Source organism: Pseudomonas trutticola BRTCR10, assembly GCF_056155105.1.
In genome coordinates, this window is record NZ_CM149552.1 from 3,480,713 (window position 1) to 3,496,688 (window position 15,976).

The 15,976-nt window shown below is 60.7% G+C and carries 13 protein-coding genes; 9 read left to right on the forward strand and 4 right to left on the reverse strand.

Translation table 11 applies throughout. The features are described from left to right. The first annotated feature begins 1 nt into the window (after position 1). From ACVVH8_RS15605 to ACVVH8_RS15635, 7 genes are all read left to right on the forward strand, one after another. Positions 2 to 1,000, forward strand: a complete 999-nt coding sequence (locus tag ACVVH8_RS15605; RefSeq protein WP_475224637.1) for an acyl-CoA dehydrogenase — start codon at positions 2 to 4, stop codon at positions 998 to 1,000. Further along, positions 997 to 1,767 (forward strand): PIG-L deacetylase family protein, encoded by a 771-nt coding sequence (locus ACVVH8_RS15610; RefSeq protein ID WP_475224639.1) that lies wholly within the window; start codon positions 997 to 999, stop codon positions 1,765 to 1,767. Before ACVVH8_RS15605 ends, ACVVH8_RS15610 begins: the two co-directional genes overlap by 4 nt. Continuing rightward, positions 1,764 to 2,363, forward strand: coding sequence for an SAM-dependent methyltransferase (locus tag ACVVH8_RS15615; protein WP_475224641.1), 600 nt, complete (start codon positions 1,764 to 1,766; stop codon positions 2,361 to 2,363). The genes ACVVH8_RS15610 and ACVVH8_RS15615 overlap by 4 nt, the downstream gene beginning before the upstream one ends. After that, positions 2,360 to 3,046, forward strand: coding sequence for a glycosyltransferase family 2 protein (locus ACVVH8_RS15620; RefSeq protein WP_103302138.1), 687 nt, complete (start codon positions 2,360 to 2,362; stop codon positions 3,044 to 3,046). The genes ACVVH8_RS15615 and ACVVH8_RS15620 overlap by 4 nt, the downstream gene beginning before the upstream one ends. Positions 3,047 to 3,203: 157 nt before the next feature. Next, complete coding sequence (locus ACVVH8_RS15625; RefSeq protein WP_103302139.1) at positions 3,204 to 3,962, forward strand: PIG-L deacetylase family protein; 759 nt, start codon at positions 3,204 to 3,206, stop codon at positions 3,960 to 3,962. Between the two features lie 443 nt (positions 3,963 to 4,405). Further along, positions 4,406 to 5,188 (forward strand): endonuclease/exonuclease/phosphatase family protein, encoded by a 783-nt coding sequence (locus tag ACVVH8_RS15630; RefSeq protein WP_103302141.1) that lies wholly within the window; start codon positions 4,406 to 4,408, stop codon positions 5,186 to 5,188. A 414-nt stretch (positions 5,189 to 5,602) separates the two neighbouring features. Beyond that, entirely contained in the window at positions 5,603 to 6,673 is a 1,071-nt protein-coding gene (locus ACVVH8_RS15635) for an autotransporter domain-containing protein (RefSeq protein WP_212808953.1), read from the forward strand. Positions 6,674 to 6,835: 162 nt separating this feature from the next. On the opposite strand, the gene glgB is transcribed toward ACVVH8_RS15635, so the two are convergent. The 3 genes from glgB to ACVVH8_RS15650 all read right to left on the reverse strand — a co-directional run bounded on the left by glgB (position 6,836) and on the right by ACVVH8_RS15650 (position 14,567). Further along, the gene (gene glgB, locus ACVVH8_RS15640) at positions 6,836 to 9,067 is read right to left on the reverse strand and encodes a 1,4-alpha-glucan branching protein GlgB (RefSeq protein WP_475224644.1); all 2,232 of its coding nucleotides are present in this window, start codon (positions 9,065 to 9,067) and stop codon (positions 6,836 to 6,838) included. Positions 9,068 to 9,069: 2 nt separating this feature from the next. Beyond that, complete coding sequence (gene treS / locus ACVVH8_RS15645; protein ID WP_475224646.1) at positions 9,070 to 12,411, reverse strand: maltose alpha-D-glucosyltransferase; 3,342 nt, start codon at positions 12,409 to 12,411, stop codon at positions 9,070 to 9,072. 158 nt (positions 12,412 to 12,569) lie between these two features. After that, positions 12,570 to 14,567 carry an alpha-1,4-glucan--maltose-1-phosphate maltosyltransferase gene (locus ACVVH8_RS15650; protein WP_475224648.1) on the reverse strand — a complete coding sequence of 666 codons (1,998 nt, stop codon included), beginning with the start codon at positions 14,565 to 14,567 and terminating at the stop codon, positions 12,570 to 12,572. A 217-nt stretch (positions 14,568 to 14,784) separates the two neighbouring features. Between ACVVH8_RS15650 and ACVVH8_RS15655 the strand changes: the two genes are divergently transcribed. Further along, positions 14,785 to 14,943 carry a hypothetical protein gene (locus ACVVH8_RS15655; RefSeq protein ID WP_212808956.1) on the forward strand — a complete coding sequence of 53 codons (159 nt, stop codon included), beginning with the start codon at positions 14,785 to 14,787 and terminating at the stop codon, positions 14,941 to 14,943. A gap of 140 nt (positions 14,944 to 15,083) precedes the next feature. On the opposite strand, the gene ACVVH8_RS15660 is transcribed toward ACVVH8_RS15655, so the two are convergent. Next, positions 15,084 to 15,596: an MgtC/SapB family protein gene (locus tag ACVVH8_RS15660; protein WP_103302146.1), complete on the reverse strand. Its 513-nt coding sequence runs from the start codon at positions 15,594 to 15,596 to the stop codon at positions 15,084 to 15,086. Positions 15,597 to 15,720: 124 nt separating this feature from the next. Here ACVVH8_RS15660 and ACVVH8_RS15665 point away from each other — a divergent pair, with 124 nt between their 5' ends. Further along, positions 15,721 to 15,969 carry a DUF3203 family protein gene (locus tag ACVVH8_RS15665; protein ID WP_103302147.1) on the forward strand — a complete coding sequence of 83 codons (249 nt, stop codon included), beginning with the start codon at positions 15,721 to 15,723 and terminating at the stop codon, positions 15,967 to 15,969. The last annotated feature ends 7 nt before the right edge of the window (positions 15,970 to 15,976 follow it).

The window sequence follows — 15,976 nt, forward strand, 5'->3', positions numbered from 1 at the left end:
TATGGAATTGCAGAACTATCTCGCGCGCCGGCCACCGGACTACGCCAACATCGTAGCCCTCGGCGGTTGCCTGCGGGCGATGGTCGAGGCCGGGCTGGATCGTTTACCGCTGCCGGGCAGTGGCCACACGCTGGAGCGCTTCCGGCATCTGGCCGATGTCGGCGGACATGATCTGGGGCTGTGCAAACTCTACGAAGGTCACACCGACGCGCTGTCGATCATCGAGCAACTGGGTGGTTCGCCAACGCCGGGCAGCACCTGGGGCATGTGGGCCGCGGAACCACCGCAGGCGCGGGTACAAGTGCGCCCCGCCGGGCACATGGTCGCGCTGCACGGGCGCAAGGCCTGGTGTTCCGGCGCGGCGGTGCTCAGCCATGCGCTGCTCACCGCGTGGGATGCCGATGATCAGCAGCAACTGGTGGCGGTGGCGCTCGATCAACCGGGCGTGAGCATTACCGATCAAGGCTGGCAAGCGGTGGGCATGGGCGCCACCGGCAGCGTCGAAGTAGTGTTCGAGGGCGCCGAGGGCCAAGCCATCGGCAACCCCGGCGACTACCTGCAACGCCCGGGTTTCTGGCAGGGCGGGATCGGCATTGCCGCCTGCTGGTACGGCGCCGCGCGGCAGATTGCCGAGGCGCTGCGCCAACACTGCGCGCAACATGAAGAGCCGCACGCCCTTGCCCATCTCGGCGCGGTCGATGCGGCGTTGCAGGCGGCGGCCGATGTCCTGCGCTTCAGCGCTTTGCACATCGATGCGCACCCCGAAGCCAACGCCGAACTGTTGGCCCGGCGTGCCCGCGCTGTGGTTGAACAGTCTGCCGAGCAAGTCATCCGCGACGTCGGCCGCGCACTGGGTGCCGGGCCTTACTGCAAGAATCGGCATTTCGCCCGACTGCTCGCCGACCTGCCGGTCTTCCTGCGCCAGAGCCACGCCGAACGCGACCTCGCGGCCCTCGGCCACATCGTCGCCGCGCAACCGAAAGAGGCATGGACGCTATGAACGCCGTCAAAAAAGATAATCCAATCGTCGGCCAAGGCACGACCCTGCAGCAATGGCAGGGCTCCCGACATCTGGCGCAACTGCAACGCATCGACATTCTTGATCTGGTGCCACCGGGCTCGCGTGCGGTGGTCATCGCCCCGCACCCCGATGACGAAGTGCTCGGCTGCGGCGGCTTGCTGCAACTGCTCGCCGCCGCTGGCCGTCCGTTGCAGTTGATCTCCGTGACTGACGGCAGCGCCAGTCATCCCGGTTCCGAACGCTGGCCCGTCGAGCGCCTCAGCATGATTCGCCCACAGGAGTCCGCCGAAGCATTGCGCCGGCTCGGTGTGCCCATGCATCGCCTGAAATGGTTGCGCGGCGGCTTCAGCGATACGCAAGTGGCCTCTCAAGAACAGGCACTGAGCGAGTTTATCGAACGCCACCTGCGCCCCGATGATGTGGTCTTCACCACGTGGTGCGAGGACGGCCATTGCGATCACGAGGCTGTCGGCCGCGCCAGTGCCGAGGCGGCGCAAAGTGTCGGTGCGACTTGTCACGAGTTGCCCGTGTGGACTTGGCACTGGGCAACGCCCGAAGACGCCGCTGTGCCGTGGCAACGGGCGCGCAAGATTCTGTTGTCGCCGGCGCAGGTGGCGCGCAAACGCCATGCTGTACATGCCTTCGCCAGTCAACTGGAAGGCGATCCCGAAGCAGGGCTTGGCCCGGTGCTGGCGCCCTATGTGCTCGATCGCCTGCTGCAGCCATTCGAGGTGGTGTTTCTATGAGCGTCGAAGATCGCTACTTCGATGGCCTGTTCGCCGGCAACGACGACCCGTGGGCCTTTCGCGAGCGCTGGTACGAGCAACGCAAACGCGCAATCACTCTCGCCGCATTGCCGCGCCCGCATTACCGCTCGATTTTCGAACCGGGCTGCGCCAACGGTGAGTTGAGCGCTGAACTGGCCACGCGCTGCGACCGCTTGCTGTGCTGTGACACGGCGAGCGCCGCGGTCAAACTGGCGACCACCCGACTGAGCCTGTTTGACCACGCTCAGGTGCGGCAAAGTCGCTTGCCAGGTGACTGGCCGGAAGAAAAATTCGACCTGATTGTATTTAGCGAAATCGGCTACTACCTCGACGGCAAGGATCTGACAGACCTGATCCGCCGGATCAGTGATTCCCTGACGGCCGACGGGCAATTGCTCGCCTGCCATTGGCGCCCGCCCATTGATGATTGCCCGCTGAACGCACGGCAGGTTCACGACTTGATCCACGAGCAACTCAAGCTGCCGCGTCTGGTGCTGCATCAAGAGGCGGATTTCATCCTTGAAGTCTGGAGCCGTGAGCCCCGTTCGGTGGCCGCGCTGGAGGGTTTGCGATGATTGGCATTCTGATTCCGGCGCACAACGAAGAGGACCTGCTCGATGAGTGCCTGAGCGCCGCCATGCGTGCGAGCCGCCACGGTTTGCTCGCGGGCGAACCGGTTGAAGTGCTGGTGGTGCTCGACAGCTGCACCGACCGCTCGGCACAGATTGTCGATAACTACCCGGTGCTGAGCCTGCACATCGACGCGCGCAATGTCGGCCAGGCCCGCGCTGCCGGCGCTCAGGTGCTGTTGGAGCGCGGCGCCCGCTGGATTTCCTGCTCGGACGCCGACAGCCGCGTCGCCGATGACTGGCTGGTGGCCCAGCTCGGATTGGGCGCCGACGCGGTGTGCGGCACCGTCACGGTCGAGCGCTGGCACGAGTCATTCGATGCCGCGGCGCAAATCCGCTACCACCGTCACTACCGCGCCTGCGATGGCCATCGGCATATCCACGGCGCTAACCTGGGCGTCAGCGCTGATGCCTATCGCTGGGCCGGCGGCTTTAAGCCACTGGCGTGCGATGAAGATGTGCAACTGGTGCGCGAGCTGGAACTGGTTGGCGCAAACATCGCCTGGAGTCACCGCCCGCAAGTTCACACCAGCGCTCGTTTCGACAGCCGTGCGCGAGGCGGATTTGGTGACTATTTGCGAAAACTGGCACAGATAGAGCAAAAAAATACGGATCAGATTGATCTGTGACGCGACGAACGTCACTTCATGAGCAATACTCTGCTGCGCGGCAATCCAGGGTTCGGAGCGTCGCACCGCAATCAACCAGCCTTCACGGGTCGGCCGCGCCAGATATTCATGGTCACGGGCACGACTGAGGGCGAGACCACACAAGGACGTCGCACCCATGAAACCGTTATCGCTCACCGAAAACAGTCCGTCGGCGCAAATCTGGAACAGCGCCCCGCAACTGGACAACATTCCTGTCATCAACACCCGCAGCCTCGTGCCACCCGGCGCCCGCGCCGTGGTGATCGCCCCGCACCCCGGCGATGAAGTCGTGACCTGCGGCGGTCTGCTGCAATTACTTTCAAGCCTCGGCCATCCATTGCAGTTGCTGTCCATCACCGACGGCAGCGCCAGTCACCCCGGCTCCCGGCAATGGTCGGAAAAACGCCTGAGCGTGTTTCGCCCGCAGGAAAGTGTCGAAGCCCTGCGCCGTCTCGGTCTGCCAATGCACAGCCTGAAATGGGTGCGCGGCGGTTTCACCGACAACGCCCTGAACGATCAGCACAGTCAGCTCACCGAGTTCATCGGCCGCTACCTGCGCCCCGGCGACGTGGTGTTCAGCACCTGGCGCGGCGACCGCAACGACGATCATGAAGCGGTCGGTCGCGCCAGCGCCGAAGCCGCTGAACTGGCCGGTGCGACCTTCCACGACGTGCCGGTCTGGGCATGGCACTGGCCGGAGCGCGACCAAAAACTGATCCCCTGGGAACGCGCACGCAAACTGCGCCTCGACACCTGGACCGTCGCGCGCAAAAGCCACGCCACCCACGCCTACGCCAGCCAGCTCAAGGGCGAACCGGCCATCGGCATCGCGCCGATGCTGCCGCCGGTGATCCTTGAGCGGATGCGTTTGCCGTATGAAATCGTCTTCGTCTAAAACCGCCTCCGTTGCAGGAGCTGCCGCAGGCTCGGGCCGCGATCGGACGATCTTTTGATTTTGTTTTTTGAAGAGCAACATCAAAAGATCGCAGCCTTCGGCAACTCCTACAGGGCCTACACATTTGCCATTTTGGAGTGCAATCAACTCCCACAGGGATTTGTGGCCACTCTGCAAGGGCTGCGATTTTTGGCTTTTGAACACCTACGTTTAAATAACACGCAAAGACACGTAATCAGGCTACATATCCTTGCGTAATTGCCTACAGCTACGCCAGAATCCGCCGGCTTGTGCGCCTTGGGGCGGGTTCAATTGTGGTTCGGTCGCTGACGAATCAGCGATCGGATTTGACCGTCCGTCCAACATCAAGGTGTTTTCAGACGGAACTGCCGCCCTCACCCATCAGTCGCATGAACAGGCACTCAGGATTCAGAGGAGTAACCGTGTCCAGCGATCCCAAGCGTCATGCCGTCGACGCCCCCGTCATTCATCGCCTGCGTGTGTTGACGGTCAATACCCACAAGGGTTTCACCGCGCTCAACCGGCGTTTCATTCTCCCGGAGTTGCGCGAGGCGGTACGCAGTACCTCGGCCGATCTGGTGTTTCTGCAAGAGGTAGTGGGTGAGCACGAACGGCATTCGAGCCGTTACAACGAATGGCCGCAAACCTCGCAATACGAATTTCTCGCCGACAGCATGTGGAGTGATTTCGCCTATGGGCGCAACGCGGTCTATCCCGACGGCCATCATGGCAATGCACTGTTGTCGAAATACCCGATCCGCGAATACCGCAATCTCGACGTGTCGATCACCGGCCCCGAACGCCGTGGCTTGTTGCACTGTGTGCTGGATGTACCGGGCCATGCCGAAGTCCACGCGATTTGCGTGCATTTGAGTCTGCTCGAAAGCCATCGCCAATTGCAGTTGCAGCTGCTTTGCCAGTTGCTCGAATCGTTGCCGGACGATGCTCCGGTGATCATCGCCGGCGACTTCAATGACTGGCAGTTGCAAGGCAACACCGCCCTCGCCCGGCGCGATTATCTGCACGAAGCGTTTGAGCGCCATCATGGCCGCCCGGCGAAGACTTATCCGGCACGCTTTCCGTTGTTGCGCCTGGATCGGATCTATCTGCGCAATGCCAGCAGCCATGACCCGCAGATCCTCGGCAACAAGCCGTGGACGCACCTGTCGGATCACCTGCCGTTGGCGGTGGAAGTGCATCTTTGATCGCCATCGACGGGCTCGCGACCAGCCGCAGTATTGACAGCAACATGCTGTGCACTTTGGCTGGTCGTTGGCATATCACGATCCGCGACCAGACCTTCCGTCGGCAATAAAACACCTCTGGCGCGGGGCCTGCGCAGTGATTTTCCATACAAACAATCACTTAGTTATGTGCAGAAAAACAAACGCTTGCGTAACACGATTCGGCATTACCGCTCATCGTTCAATTTCTTGACGCACAGGCCCGACTCTTCTTATCTCTACCTTACTACCCCCGGAATCACTACCCGGGGCGAGCCTCCGGACTCTCGCGAAAGCGAGCGCCCACGGTTCGCCTCGCTCCATTCGGTCGCCCCTCGTTCGGGGTAGGAGAGACGCCACATCGAGATGCCGCATGCGCCTGCAAGGTAGACCTCCATGAAAATTTCACTCACACCACACGAGATCAAAATCACTTTTTGCACAGTGTCGAGTTCTATCTTGCTGTGCTCATCCATGGAGGCGCAGGCCCGCCCTGCGGCGGATGAAACCACGCCCTGGTACCGAGAGAACGTACCGGTCATGAACCTGCCCGCGACGGTCATCACTCCCGACCCGCAGCGTTTCAGCCCCCGGCCTGACCTGCGCGGCGCCAACCTGCTCACCGAAGAGCTGGCGCCGGGTGCCTGGGACCAATTGTATGGACGTAGCGCCCGCCAGGCGCAAACCGACGTGTTGTCCTCGGGTTTCGCAACGCCCGGCAGCGGTGACTTCAAAGGCCCCGCCGTGCTGACCTTGCAAAGCGGCAACGGCCACACCCAGAAGATCGGCCTGATCGGCGGCGAAAACCAGATTCAGGCCAATGGCAATGGGCTGATCACCAGCCGCGCCCTCGCCGATCCGAACACCGACACCCTCAATCTGCAGGGCCAGAGCCTGGGGGCCTATTACAGCCTGATCGGCGCGCAGGGTTGGCACGTCGATGTGTCGGCCAGCGGCGGCCGGGTCAGCGGGTTCAGCCGCAATGAACAAGGTGCGCGGCAGGCCACTGAAGGCAGCGCGATGACCTTCTCGGTGGAGGGCGGTTTTCCGATTGGCTTGAGCGAAAACTGGGTGGTCGAACCCCAGGCGCAATTGATCAATCAGCGCATCACCCTCGATACACCCTATGCAGGCTCGGGCAATGCCTCGTCAACCGATCTGACGGCATGGAGCGGTCGCGTCGGTGCGCGTTTGAAAGGCAGTTATGACTTGAGCGGCCTGCCGGTCGAGCCGTACGTGCGCACCAACCTCTGGCACACGGTGTATACGGGTAATACGGTGACGCTGGATCAGGTCGACAAGATCAGCAGCAGTCGCAAGTCATCGACCGTCGAACTGGGCTTGGGTCTGGTGGCGCGGGTGACGCCGGCGGTGAGTTTGTATGTCAGCGCCGATTACAGCAGTGATGTAGATGACAATGATCTGAACGGGTTGATCGGCAGTCTGGGTGTGCGGATGCGCTGGTGAAACGGGATTTTCAGAGTGTCTGGGCTGGCGCCTTCGCGAGCAGGCTCGCTCCCACATTTGGAATGAGTATCCCTGTGGGAGCGGGCTTGCCCGCGATGGCGGTGGATCAGCCAACAGAAATGTTGAATGTCGTGCCCGCGATGGGCGCGACGCGGTATCGGATCAGCCCCCCGGTCTGAGGATCAACACCGCCAGAGGCGGCAGATTCAGTTCCAGCGACAGCGCCTGGCCATGGCTCGGCACTTCCTCGGTAAACGCCCCGCCGCCGTTGCCATAGTTGGAGCCGGCGTAAGTATCGGCGTCGCTGTTGAGCAACTCGCTCCAGCGCCCGGCAAACGGCACGCCGACCCGATACGACTGACGCGGCACGGGCGTGAAGTTGGCCACTACCAGCACCGGTTCGCCGTCCTTGCTCCAGCGCAGCCAGGCATAAACGCTGTTGATCGCATCGTCACCGATCAGCCACTGGAAACCTTGCGGTGCATCGTCCTGATCGTGCAGTGCCGGCAGCTCGCGGTACAGCCGGTTAAGGTCGCCGACCAGTTTCTGTACGCCTTTGTGCTCGGAATATTGCAGCAGATACCAGTCGAGCTGCTGGTCGTGATTCCACTCGCGCCACTGGCCAAACTCGCAGCCCATAAACAGCAGTTTCTTGCCCGGATGCGTCCACATGAAACTCAGGTAGGCGCGCAGGTTGGCAAATTTCTGCCAGCGATCGCCGGGCATCTTGTCGATCAGCGAGTGCTTGCCGTGTACCACTTCGTCGTGGGAGATCGGCAGGATGAAACGTTCGGACCAGGCGTAGACCAGGCCAAAGCTCAACTCGTTGTGATGATGGGCGCGGTACACCGGGTCCTGCTGGATGTAATGCAGCGAATCGTGCATCCAGCCCATGTTCCATTTATAGGCAAAACCGAGGCCGCCCTGCTGCGTACTCTGGCTGACGCCGGGCCACGCGGTGGACTCTTCGGCGATCACCAGCGCCCCCGGTGCTTCCAGTTCAACCACGTCATTCAAGTGGCGGAGGAAGTCGATGGCCTCCAGGTTTTCCCGACCGCCATGACGGTTCGGTACCCACTCGCCGGCCTTGCGCGAGTAGTCGCGATAAAGCATCGAAGCCACCGCATCCACGCGCAGGCCATCGATGTGGAAATGCTTCAACCAGTGCAACGCCGAAGCGAGCATGTAGCCATGCACTTCGGTGCGGCCGAGGTTGTAGATCAGCGTGTCCCAATCCTGGTGAAAGCCTTCCAGCGGATTGCCGTACTCGTACAGCGCGGTGCCGTCGAACTGCGCGAGACCGTGGGTATCGGTAGGAAAATGCGCCGGCACCCAGTCGAGGATCACGCCGATATCGGCTTTATGGCAGGCGTTGACGAACTCACCAAACTGCTCCGGTGTGCCGTAACGCGCACTCGGGGCGAATTGCGAGAGCAACTGATAGCCCCACGAACCACCGAACGGGTGTTCCATGATCGGCATCAGTTCAATGTGGGTGAAACCCAACTCTTTCACGTACGGAATCAAGCGTTCGGCCAGTTCCGGCCAGTTGTATTGGCGCGCAACCTCACCCAGATCATCCAGCTCGCATTGCCAGGAGCCGACGTGCAACTCGTAGATCGACAGCGGCGCCGAATGCTTCTGGTGTTCGCGGCGAGCGCTCATCCATTCCTGATCCTGCCAGTCGACTCGCAGCGGCGCGGCGACTTTCGACGCAGTGTCCGGCGGCAGACTGGTGGCCAACGCCATCGGGTCAGCCTTGAGCGGCAGAATGCCGTGGCTGCCGAGGATTTCGTATTTGTACAACTCCCCCGCTTGCAGGCGCGGGATGAACAATTCCCAGACCCCGGACGGATGACGCAGGCGCATCGGATGGCGACGGCCGTCCCAGACGTTGAAATCGCCGACCACGGAAACCCGCCGCGCATTCGGCGCCCACACGGCGAAACGCACGCCATCAACGCCATCGACGGTCATCAGTTGCGCGCCGAGGCAGGCGCTGAGGTCGCGGTGATTACCTTCGGCAAACAGATACAAATCCATTTCACCGAGCAACTGACCGAAGCTGTAGGGATCTTCCGCTTCCTGTTCACCACCGGCCCAACGGGTACGCAGTCGATAAGGCCGCGCCTGATCGAAATGGCCGACAAACAGCCCCGGCGTTTCGCTCGGCTCCAATGGGCCGCGCTCTTCGCCAGAATCCTTGTCGATCACCACAACGCTCAGCGCACCGGGTAAATAGGCGCGAATGAATTGCCCGCCGGCACCGTCGCCGTGCGGACCGAGAATGGAAAACGGATCGTGATGCTCGGCACGTACCAGCGCATCAATGTCTTTCGCCGACGGCAGCAATGCCTCTTTGACCTGACCCTGTTCCTTGTTCGAGAAACTCATGACTACTCTCCACCAAGATCGGAAAAGGGTTTAAGCCCTGTCAATAACCCATACAAACCGTGCAACGGCACGGGCAGCCACGTCGGGCGATTTTCGGCTTCATAGGCCACTTCATAGGCCGCCTTCTCCAGACCGAACAACGCCAGCGCGGCGTCGGCACCCTCAGGATCTTGCCAAGCATGATCAAGACTAGCTGCCGCTCGGCGATATGCCTGAACAAATGCCTCGCGTGCTTCACGCAGATAGCGTTCGGCGACGCGGCGACGGGCCGCTTCTGACTCCGCACTGTGATCGACGTTGTGCACGTTGATGGTCATCGCCGCCGCGTAATCGAACGAACGCAGCACGCCGCTGACATCTTTGTACGGACTGTGTTTGCCACGACGCTCACTCAATGGCCGCGCCGGTTCGCCCTCGAAGTCGATCAGATAAGCGTCGCCCTTGATCACCAGCACCTGGCCCAAGTGCAAGTCGCCATGCACGCGAATACGCAGACCACCGACGGACTTTTTCGCCAGATCCTGCACATGAGCAAGGATGGTCTTTTTCTCGTCGAGCAGGCGCTTGACCAGTTTCTGATCCGCCGCGTTGAGTTCGCCCTGATGCTGCTTGAGCAGTTTCAACGCATGCTCGACCTGCGCAGCAACGTCCTTGCCGCTGGCCTGTGCATCCTTGGCCGTACTGACTTGCGGCGCGAAATCGGCATTCTCGGTCGGCGCGGCGAGCACTTGGTGCATTTCGCCCAGACGCTGACCGAGCATCGCGGCGAAGTCCTTCAATTCGCCCAAGGCGTTGTAGTGCTGTTCCTGCTCGGACATGGCATCGGCCAGTTCATCGCGCAACGCCCGTTCGAGGTTGTTCTGCGTCCATTCCCAGGCGTCGCCCTGATTGCTCAGATAGCCCTGCGCGATCATCAACAGATTGTCTTCACCCTGCGCGTCGCGGCGAATCACCGAGCCGAGCAGCGGAGAGATATTGGCAAATCCGGCAGCGGTCAGGTAAGCGCTCATCTCCAGTTCCGGGTGTACGCCGGACGCGACTTTACGGATCAGCTTAAGCACCAGGCTGTTGCCGATTACCACCGAACTGTTCGATTGCTCGGCAGACAGATAGCGCACTTCGGATTCGCCACTGAGGTTGAGTTTTTCCAAGTGCGGGGTGGGTGCGAAACGGATTTCGCCATCGCTGGATTCCAGCACGGTGTTGTTCTGCATGCCTTGCAGGACAGCGCGGACAAACGCTTCAAGACTGAACGCATCGGTGATCAAACCGACCTGACGCACTCGACGCACACGGGCCAGTGCCAATTGCTGTGGCAGCGCCGGACCGACCTGATCTTCAGAAATGAAGCCGAACGGCAGTTGATAACGGCTGGTCTGGCCGCCGCTGGTGACTTCGATCTCGCTGAGCAGCACCGGGTGTTCGGCATCGCCAAAACGCACACCGTAGGCCAGGTTGACCTTGTCGATAGCCGCATCCTTGCCGGCGAACCAGCGACGGTTCTGCAGCCAGCTCGGCAGAATACCCTGCTCCAGCGTGGCGCGGGACGGCGCTTCGAGCAGTTCTTCCATGCGTTTTTTCAGCACCAGCGTGGTGAAGTCCGGCAGGCTCTGCGCCGGCTCGACGTGCCAGCTCGGCATCTGGTTTTCGGTGGCCAAGGCGAACCAATAGAAGCCGTACGGCGCCAGGGTCAGTAGAAAAGGCAGTTGGCCAATCGGCGGGAACGCATTACCGCCAAGCATCTCCACCGGGACCATGCCAACGTAAGCCGACAGGTCCAGTTCCGCCGCCTGCGCACTACGCGAGACGTTGGCCACGCAGAGGATGATTTCGTGTTTGCCATCGGCGTCGGTGAATTCGCGGGTATAGGCCAGAATTCGCCGGTTGCTCGGCGAGAGCATTTTCAGCGTGCCACGGCCAAATGCCTTGGATTGCTTGCGCACGGCGAGCATGCGCCGCGTCCAGTTGAGCAGCGAATGCGGATCGCCGGCCTGGGTTTCGACGTTGACCGACAGATAGCCGTATTGCGGGTCCATGATCGGCGGCAGCACCAGGCTGGCCGGGTCGGCGCGGGAGAAGCCACCGTTGCGGTCAATCGACCACTGCATCGGCGTACGCACGCCGTCACGGTCGCCGAGGTAGATGTTGTCGCCCATGCCGATCTCGTCGCCGTAATACAGCGTCGGCGTGCCCGGCATCGACAGCAACAGGCTGTTGAGCAATTCGACACGGCGGCGATCGCGTTCCATCAGCGGCGCCAAGCGACGTCGGATACCGAGGTTGATCCGCGCCCGACGGTCAGCGGCGTAGTAATTCCACAAATAGTCACGTTCTTTGTCGGTGACCATCTCCAGCGTCAATTCATCATGGTTGCGCAGGAAAATCGCCCACTGGCAATTGGCGGGAATTTCCGGTGTCTGGCGCAAAATGTCGGTAATCGGGAAGCGATCTTCCTGCGCCAGCGCCATGTACATGCGCGGCATCAGCGGGAAGTGAAACGCCATGTGGCATTCGTCGCCATTGAGGCCGTGCGCATCGGTGTCGCCGAAATACAGTTGAGTGTCTTCCGGCCATTGGTTGGCCTCGGCCAGCAACATGCGATCGGGATAATTGGCGTCGATTTCGGCGCGGATCTGCTTGAGGACGTCGTGGGTTTCCGGGAGGTTTTCGTTGTTGGTGCCGTCTCGTTCGATCAGGTACGGAATCGCGTCGAGACGCAGACCGTCGATGCCCATGTCCAGCCAGTAGCGCATGACCGAGAGCACCGCTTTCATCACTTGCGGGTTGTCGAAGTTCAGGTCGGGCTGGTGCGAATAGAAACGGTGCCAGAAGTACTGGCCGGCGACCGGGTCCCAGGTCCAGTTGGACTTTTCGGTGTCGAGAAAAATGATCCGCGTGCCGTCGTATTTCTGATCGTCATCCGACCACACGTAAAAATCCCGCGCCGCCGAACCGGGTTTGGCCTTGCGTGCGCGCTGGAACCACGGGTGCTGGTCGGAGGTGTGGTTGATGACCAGTTCGGTAATCACCCGCAAACCGCGCTTGTGCGCCTCGGCGATAAAGCGCTTGGCGTCGGCCATGGTGCCGTAATCGCTGTGCACGCCACGGTATTCGGCGATGTCGTAGCCATCGTCGCGACGTGGCGAGGGGTAGAACGGCAACAGCCAGATGGTGTTGACGCCCAGTTCGGCGATGTAATCGAGTTTGGCGATCAGGCCGGGAAAGTCGCCGATCCCGTCGTTGTTGGAGTCGAAAAACGATTTGACGTGAACTTGATAAATCACCGCATCCTTGTACCAGAGCGGGTCTTTGATAAAGGTGGCTGCCTTGGGTTTCTTCGCCATGTGAAACTCCTGAAAAATTCTGAAGATGTCTTAACTGAAAAAATACGGTCCATGTGGGAGCTGGCTTGCCGGCGATAGCGGTGGTTCAGCACCGAAGATGCAAGCTGACAGACCGCAATCGCTGGCAAGCCAGCTCCCACATTCAAATGTCGCGAGCCTTAAGAGGCAGTAATCCGCCAAATCCCGAACGGCTGGTAAGCCGGGTCTAAACGCATGAACTGATACTTGCCATGCCAGTCCCAGCGATGCCCGTTCATCAAATCCTCACCATGGGTCGTCGCATCGTCGGGCAGGCCCATTTCCCACAGTGGCAATTCGAAATTCGCTTCCTGCACGTTATTTGGATCGAGGTTGACGGCCACCAGAATGAAGTTGCTGCCGTCAAAACTGCGCTTGCCGAAGTACAGAATGTTGTCGTTCCAGGCGTTGTAGATTTTCAGGCCCAGGTGCGTGTGCAGCGCCGGGTTCTGCCGGCGAATGCGGTTGAGCTGGGCAATCTCGGCAATGATGTTGCCCGGCGCATTGAAGTCGCGGACGCGGATCTCGTATTTCTCCGAATCGAGATATTCCTCCTTGCCCGGCACCGGAGCCGCTTCGCATAGTTCATAGCCCGAATACATGCCCCACAGGCCCGAGCCCATGGTCGCCAGCGCCGCGCGGATGAGGAAACCGGGGCGCCCGGACTCATGCAGGAACGCCGGGTTGATGTCCGGCGTGTTGACGAAGAAATTCGGCCGGTAGCATTCGCGCCACGGCGACTCATTCAGTTCGGTGAAATAGGTCGCCAGTTCGGCCTTGGTGTTGCGCCAGGTGAAATAGGTGTAGCTCTGGGTGTAACCAACCTTGCCCAGACGCGCCATCATCGCCGGTGTGGTGAATGCCTCCGCGAGGAAGATCACTTCCGGATGCAGCGCCCGCACATCGGCAATCAGCCATTGCCAGAACGGCAGCGGTTTGGTGTGCGGATTGTCGACGCGAAAGATCTTCACGCCCTCCTCGACCCAGCCAACGACGATGTCGCGCAACTCGACCCACAGACTCGGAATCGCGTCCGGCGCATAGAAGTCGACGTTGACGATGTCCTGATATTTCTTCGGCGGGTTTTCCGCGTATTTGATCGTGCCGTCCGGCCGCCAGTTGAACCAGCCCGGATGCTGCTTGAGCCACGGGTGATCCTGGGAACACTGGATGGCGAAATCGAGGGCTATTTCCAGGCCATGCTCAGCCGCAGCGGCCACCAGCCGGCGGAAATCTTCACGGGTGCCAAGTTGCGAATGGATCGCCTCGTGGCCGCCCTCCTCGCTGCCGATCGCATATGGGCTGCCGGGATCGTCCGGGCCAGCGGTCAGGGAATTGTTGCGGCCCTTGCGGTGGGCGCGACCAATCGGGTGGATCGGCGTGAAGTACAGCACGTCGAAGCCCATGTCCTGAATCATCGGCAGCCGCGAGTGCACATCATTAAAAGTGCCATGGCGGTTGGGATCATCGGTGATCGAGCGCGGAAACAGCTCATACCAACTGGCGAACTCGGCGAGTTCACGCTCGACGTCCATGGGGAATTCGGCACTGACGCTCAGATAGGCACGGTGATCGGCCTCGGTCATCAGTTGCGCACTGTGCGAGTGCAGAAACAGCGCGACCTGCTCGGTTTCGAGCAGTCCGGACAGTTCGTGGTGCAACGCCGCGAGCTGTTCGCTAAGCTGGCCTTCGCTGCGCTCGGCGGCCTGCTGCACCATCGTCCGGCCTTCTTGCAGCTCAAGGGAAACCGGCACGGCGGCGTTGTGCTTCTTCTCCAGTTCGTACTGGAAACTGGCGAAGTGATCGATCCACGCCTCGATGCAATACAGAAAGCGGCCCTGATGCTCGGGGCGGAACTGGCCTCGCCAGCCGTTATTGCCCTGATCGGACATGACCTCGCTATGCCAGGTCTCTTCGCCCTCCTCGCGCCAGCGAATGCGCACCGCAAGTTTGTCGTGGCCATCGGCGAACACTTTGCTGGTGACCACCACGTCGCGGCCGGCAATCGACTTCACGGCGAACTGCCCGCCATCGAGGGTTGGCATGGTGTTTTCGATCACGATGCGCGGCAGCAGTAATGCCTGCGACAGCGGCATGTGCGGGTTGTAGCTCACTTCCGAAGGTCTTTCAGCAGTCATTGAGCATCTCTCCTTAACGCCCCAAGGACGCTCTTGTGCCGGATCAGTGTTCACAACAAGACACCGGCCCCGTCATGAACTCGCTTAGGTTCCGAGCGACCGGCACCGGGAAAAGTTCAGAGCAAATTGCCCGACACGAAAAGCGGATCGAATTCGCCACGAGGTGGTCAATCCACTTAAGCACTTCTCACGCCATGTGCCACACGGAGGTCTACCGATGAACAACCCATTCCCGGCGGAAACGCCTGATCCGAACATCGACAACCCGACGATTCCCGAAACCGAACCGCAACCGGTCCCCGAGCAGGAACCGCCAGGCACCACGCCACCGCCGAAGGAAGAGCCGCCAACGACCATGCCGCCAGTGATCCTCTGAACCTTCACTGAATGCTCTTGATCGTTCCCACGCTCTGCGTGGGAATGCAGCCCGGGACGCTCCGCGTCCCAAAGCGGACGCGGAGCGTCCATTGAGGCATTCCCACGCAGAGCGTGGGAATGATCAACATCAGTCAGTGGTCAGTGGTCATCCGTCTTCTGCTCTTCTTTTTCGAAGAGTTTTACGATGCGCGGCATCACGCTGAAAATCCCCAGCGCCAGCAGGGTACTGAGCAATGCCGTCGCTTCCTTGCCCAACCCGGTCGCCACACCAATTGCCGCGGTCATCCACAGCCCGGCAGCCGTGGTCAGGCCCTTGACGTGGCCCTCATCGCCTTCGGGTTTTTTCAGAATGGTCCCGGCGCCGAGGAAACCAATCCCGGCGATCACGCCTTGCAGCACTCGACTCATCGCATCGGACTCGGCGCCTGAGGTTTGCGGCACCAGCACAAACAGCGCCGCGCCAAGCGCCACCAGCATATGCGTACGCACACCGGCGGCCTTGCCCTTGTGTTCGCGCTCGAACCCGAGAATGCCACCCAGAATGGCCGCCATCAGCAGGCGCACGGTAATGCGCGTCAATTGCGAAGCATCGCCAACGTCGGCGAACTCCGCTTGCAGGGTTCCCCACACTTCATGCCACCACGCGTTCATCGTGCAGTCCTTGTTATTGGTTCGATAGACGATGGACAACGGCGACCATTAATCGGTTGCGCAGAACGAACGGCAAAGCGTGTGCCCTAACGCTTTAGACATCCCCATAAAAAGGACAGCCACCATGACCCTGCGAGTCGATGAGTCCAATCCCGAGAAAAAAGTCTGTTTTTTCACCGTTGAGAATGGCGAGGAAATTCGTATTTGCGATGAGTTGGAAGTCAGAACCGATAGCGACAAAGCCATGTCGTTTGTGGAAATCGAATCCCGGCGCGTCTACATCACCGAAGCAGAAGCCGATGCTCTGACCGTTGCCGGCGCCAAGGATGGTCGCAAACACCTGAAGGCCGACGAGAGTGATTCGGTGATTTGACTGACCT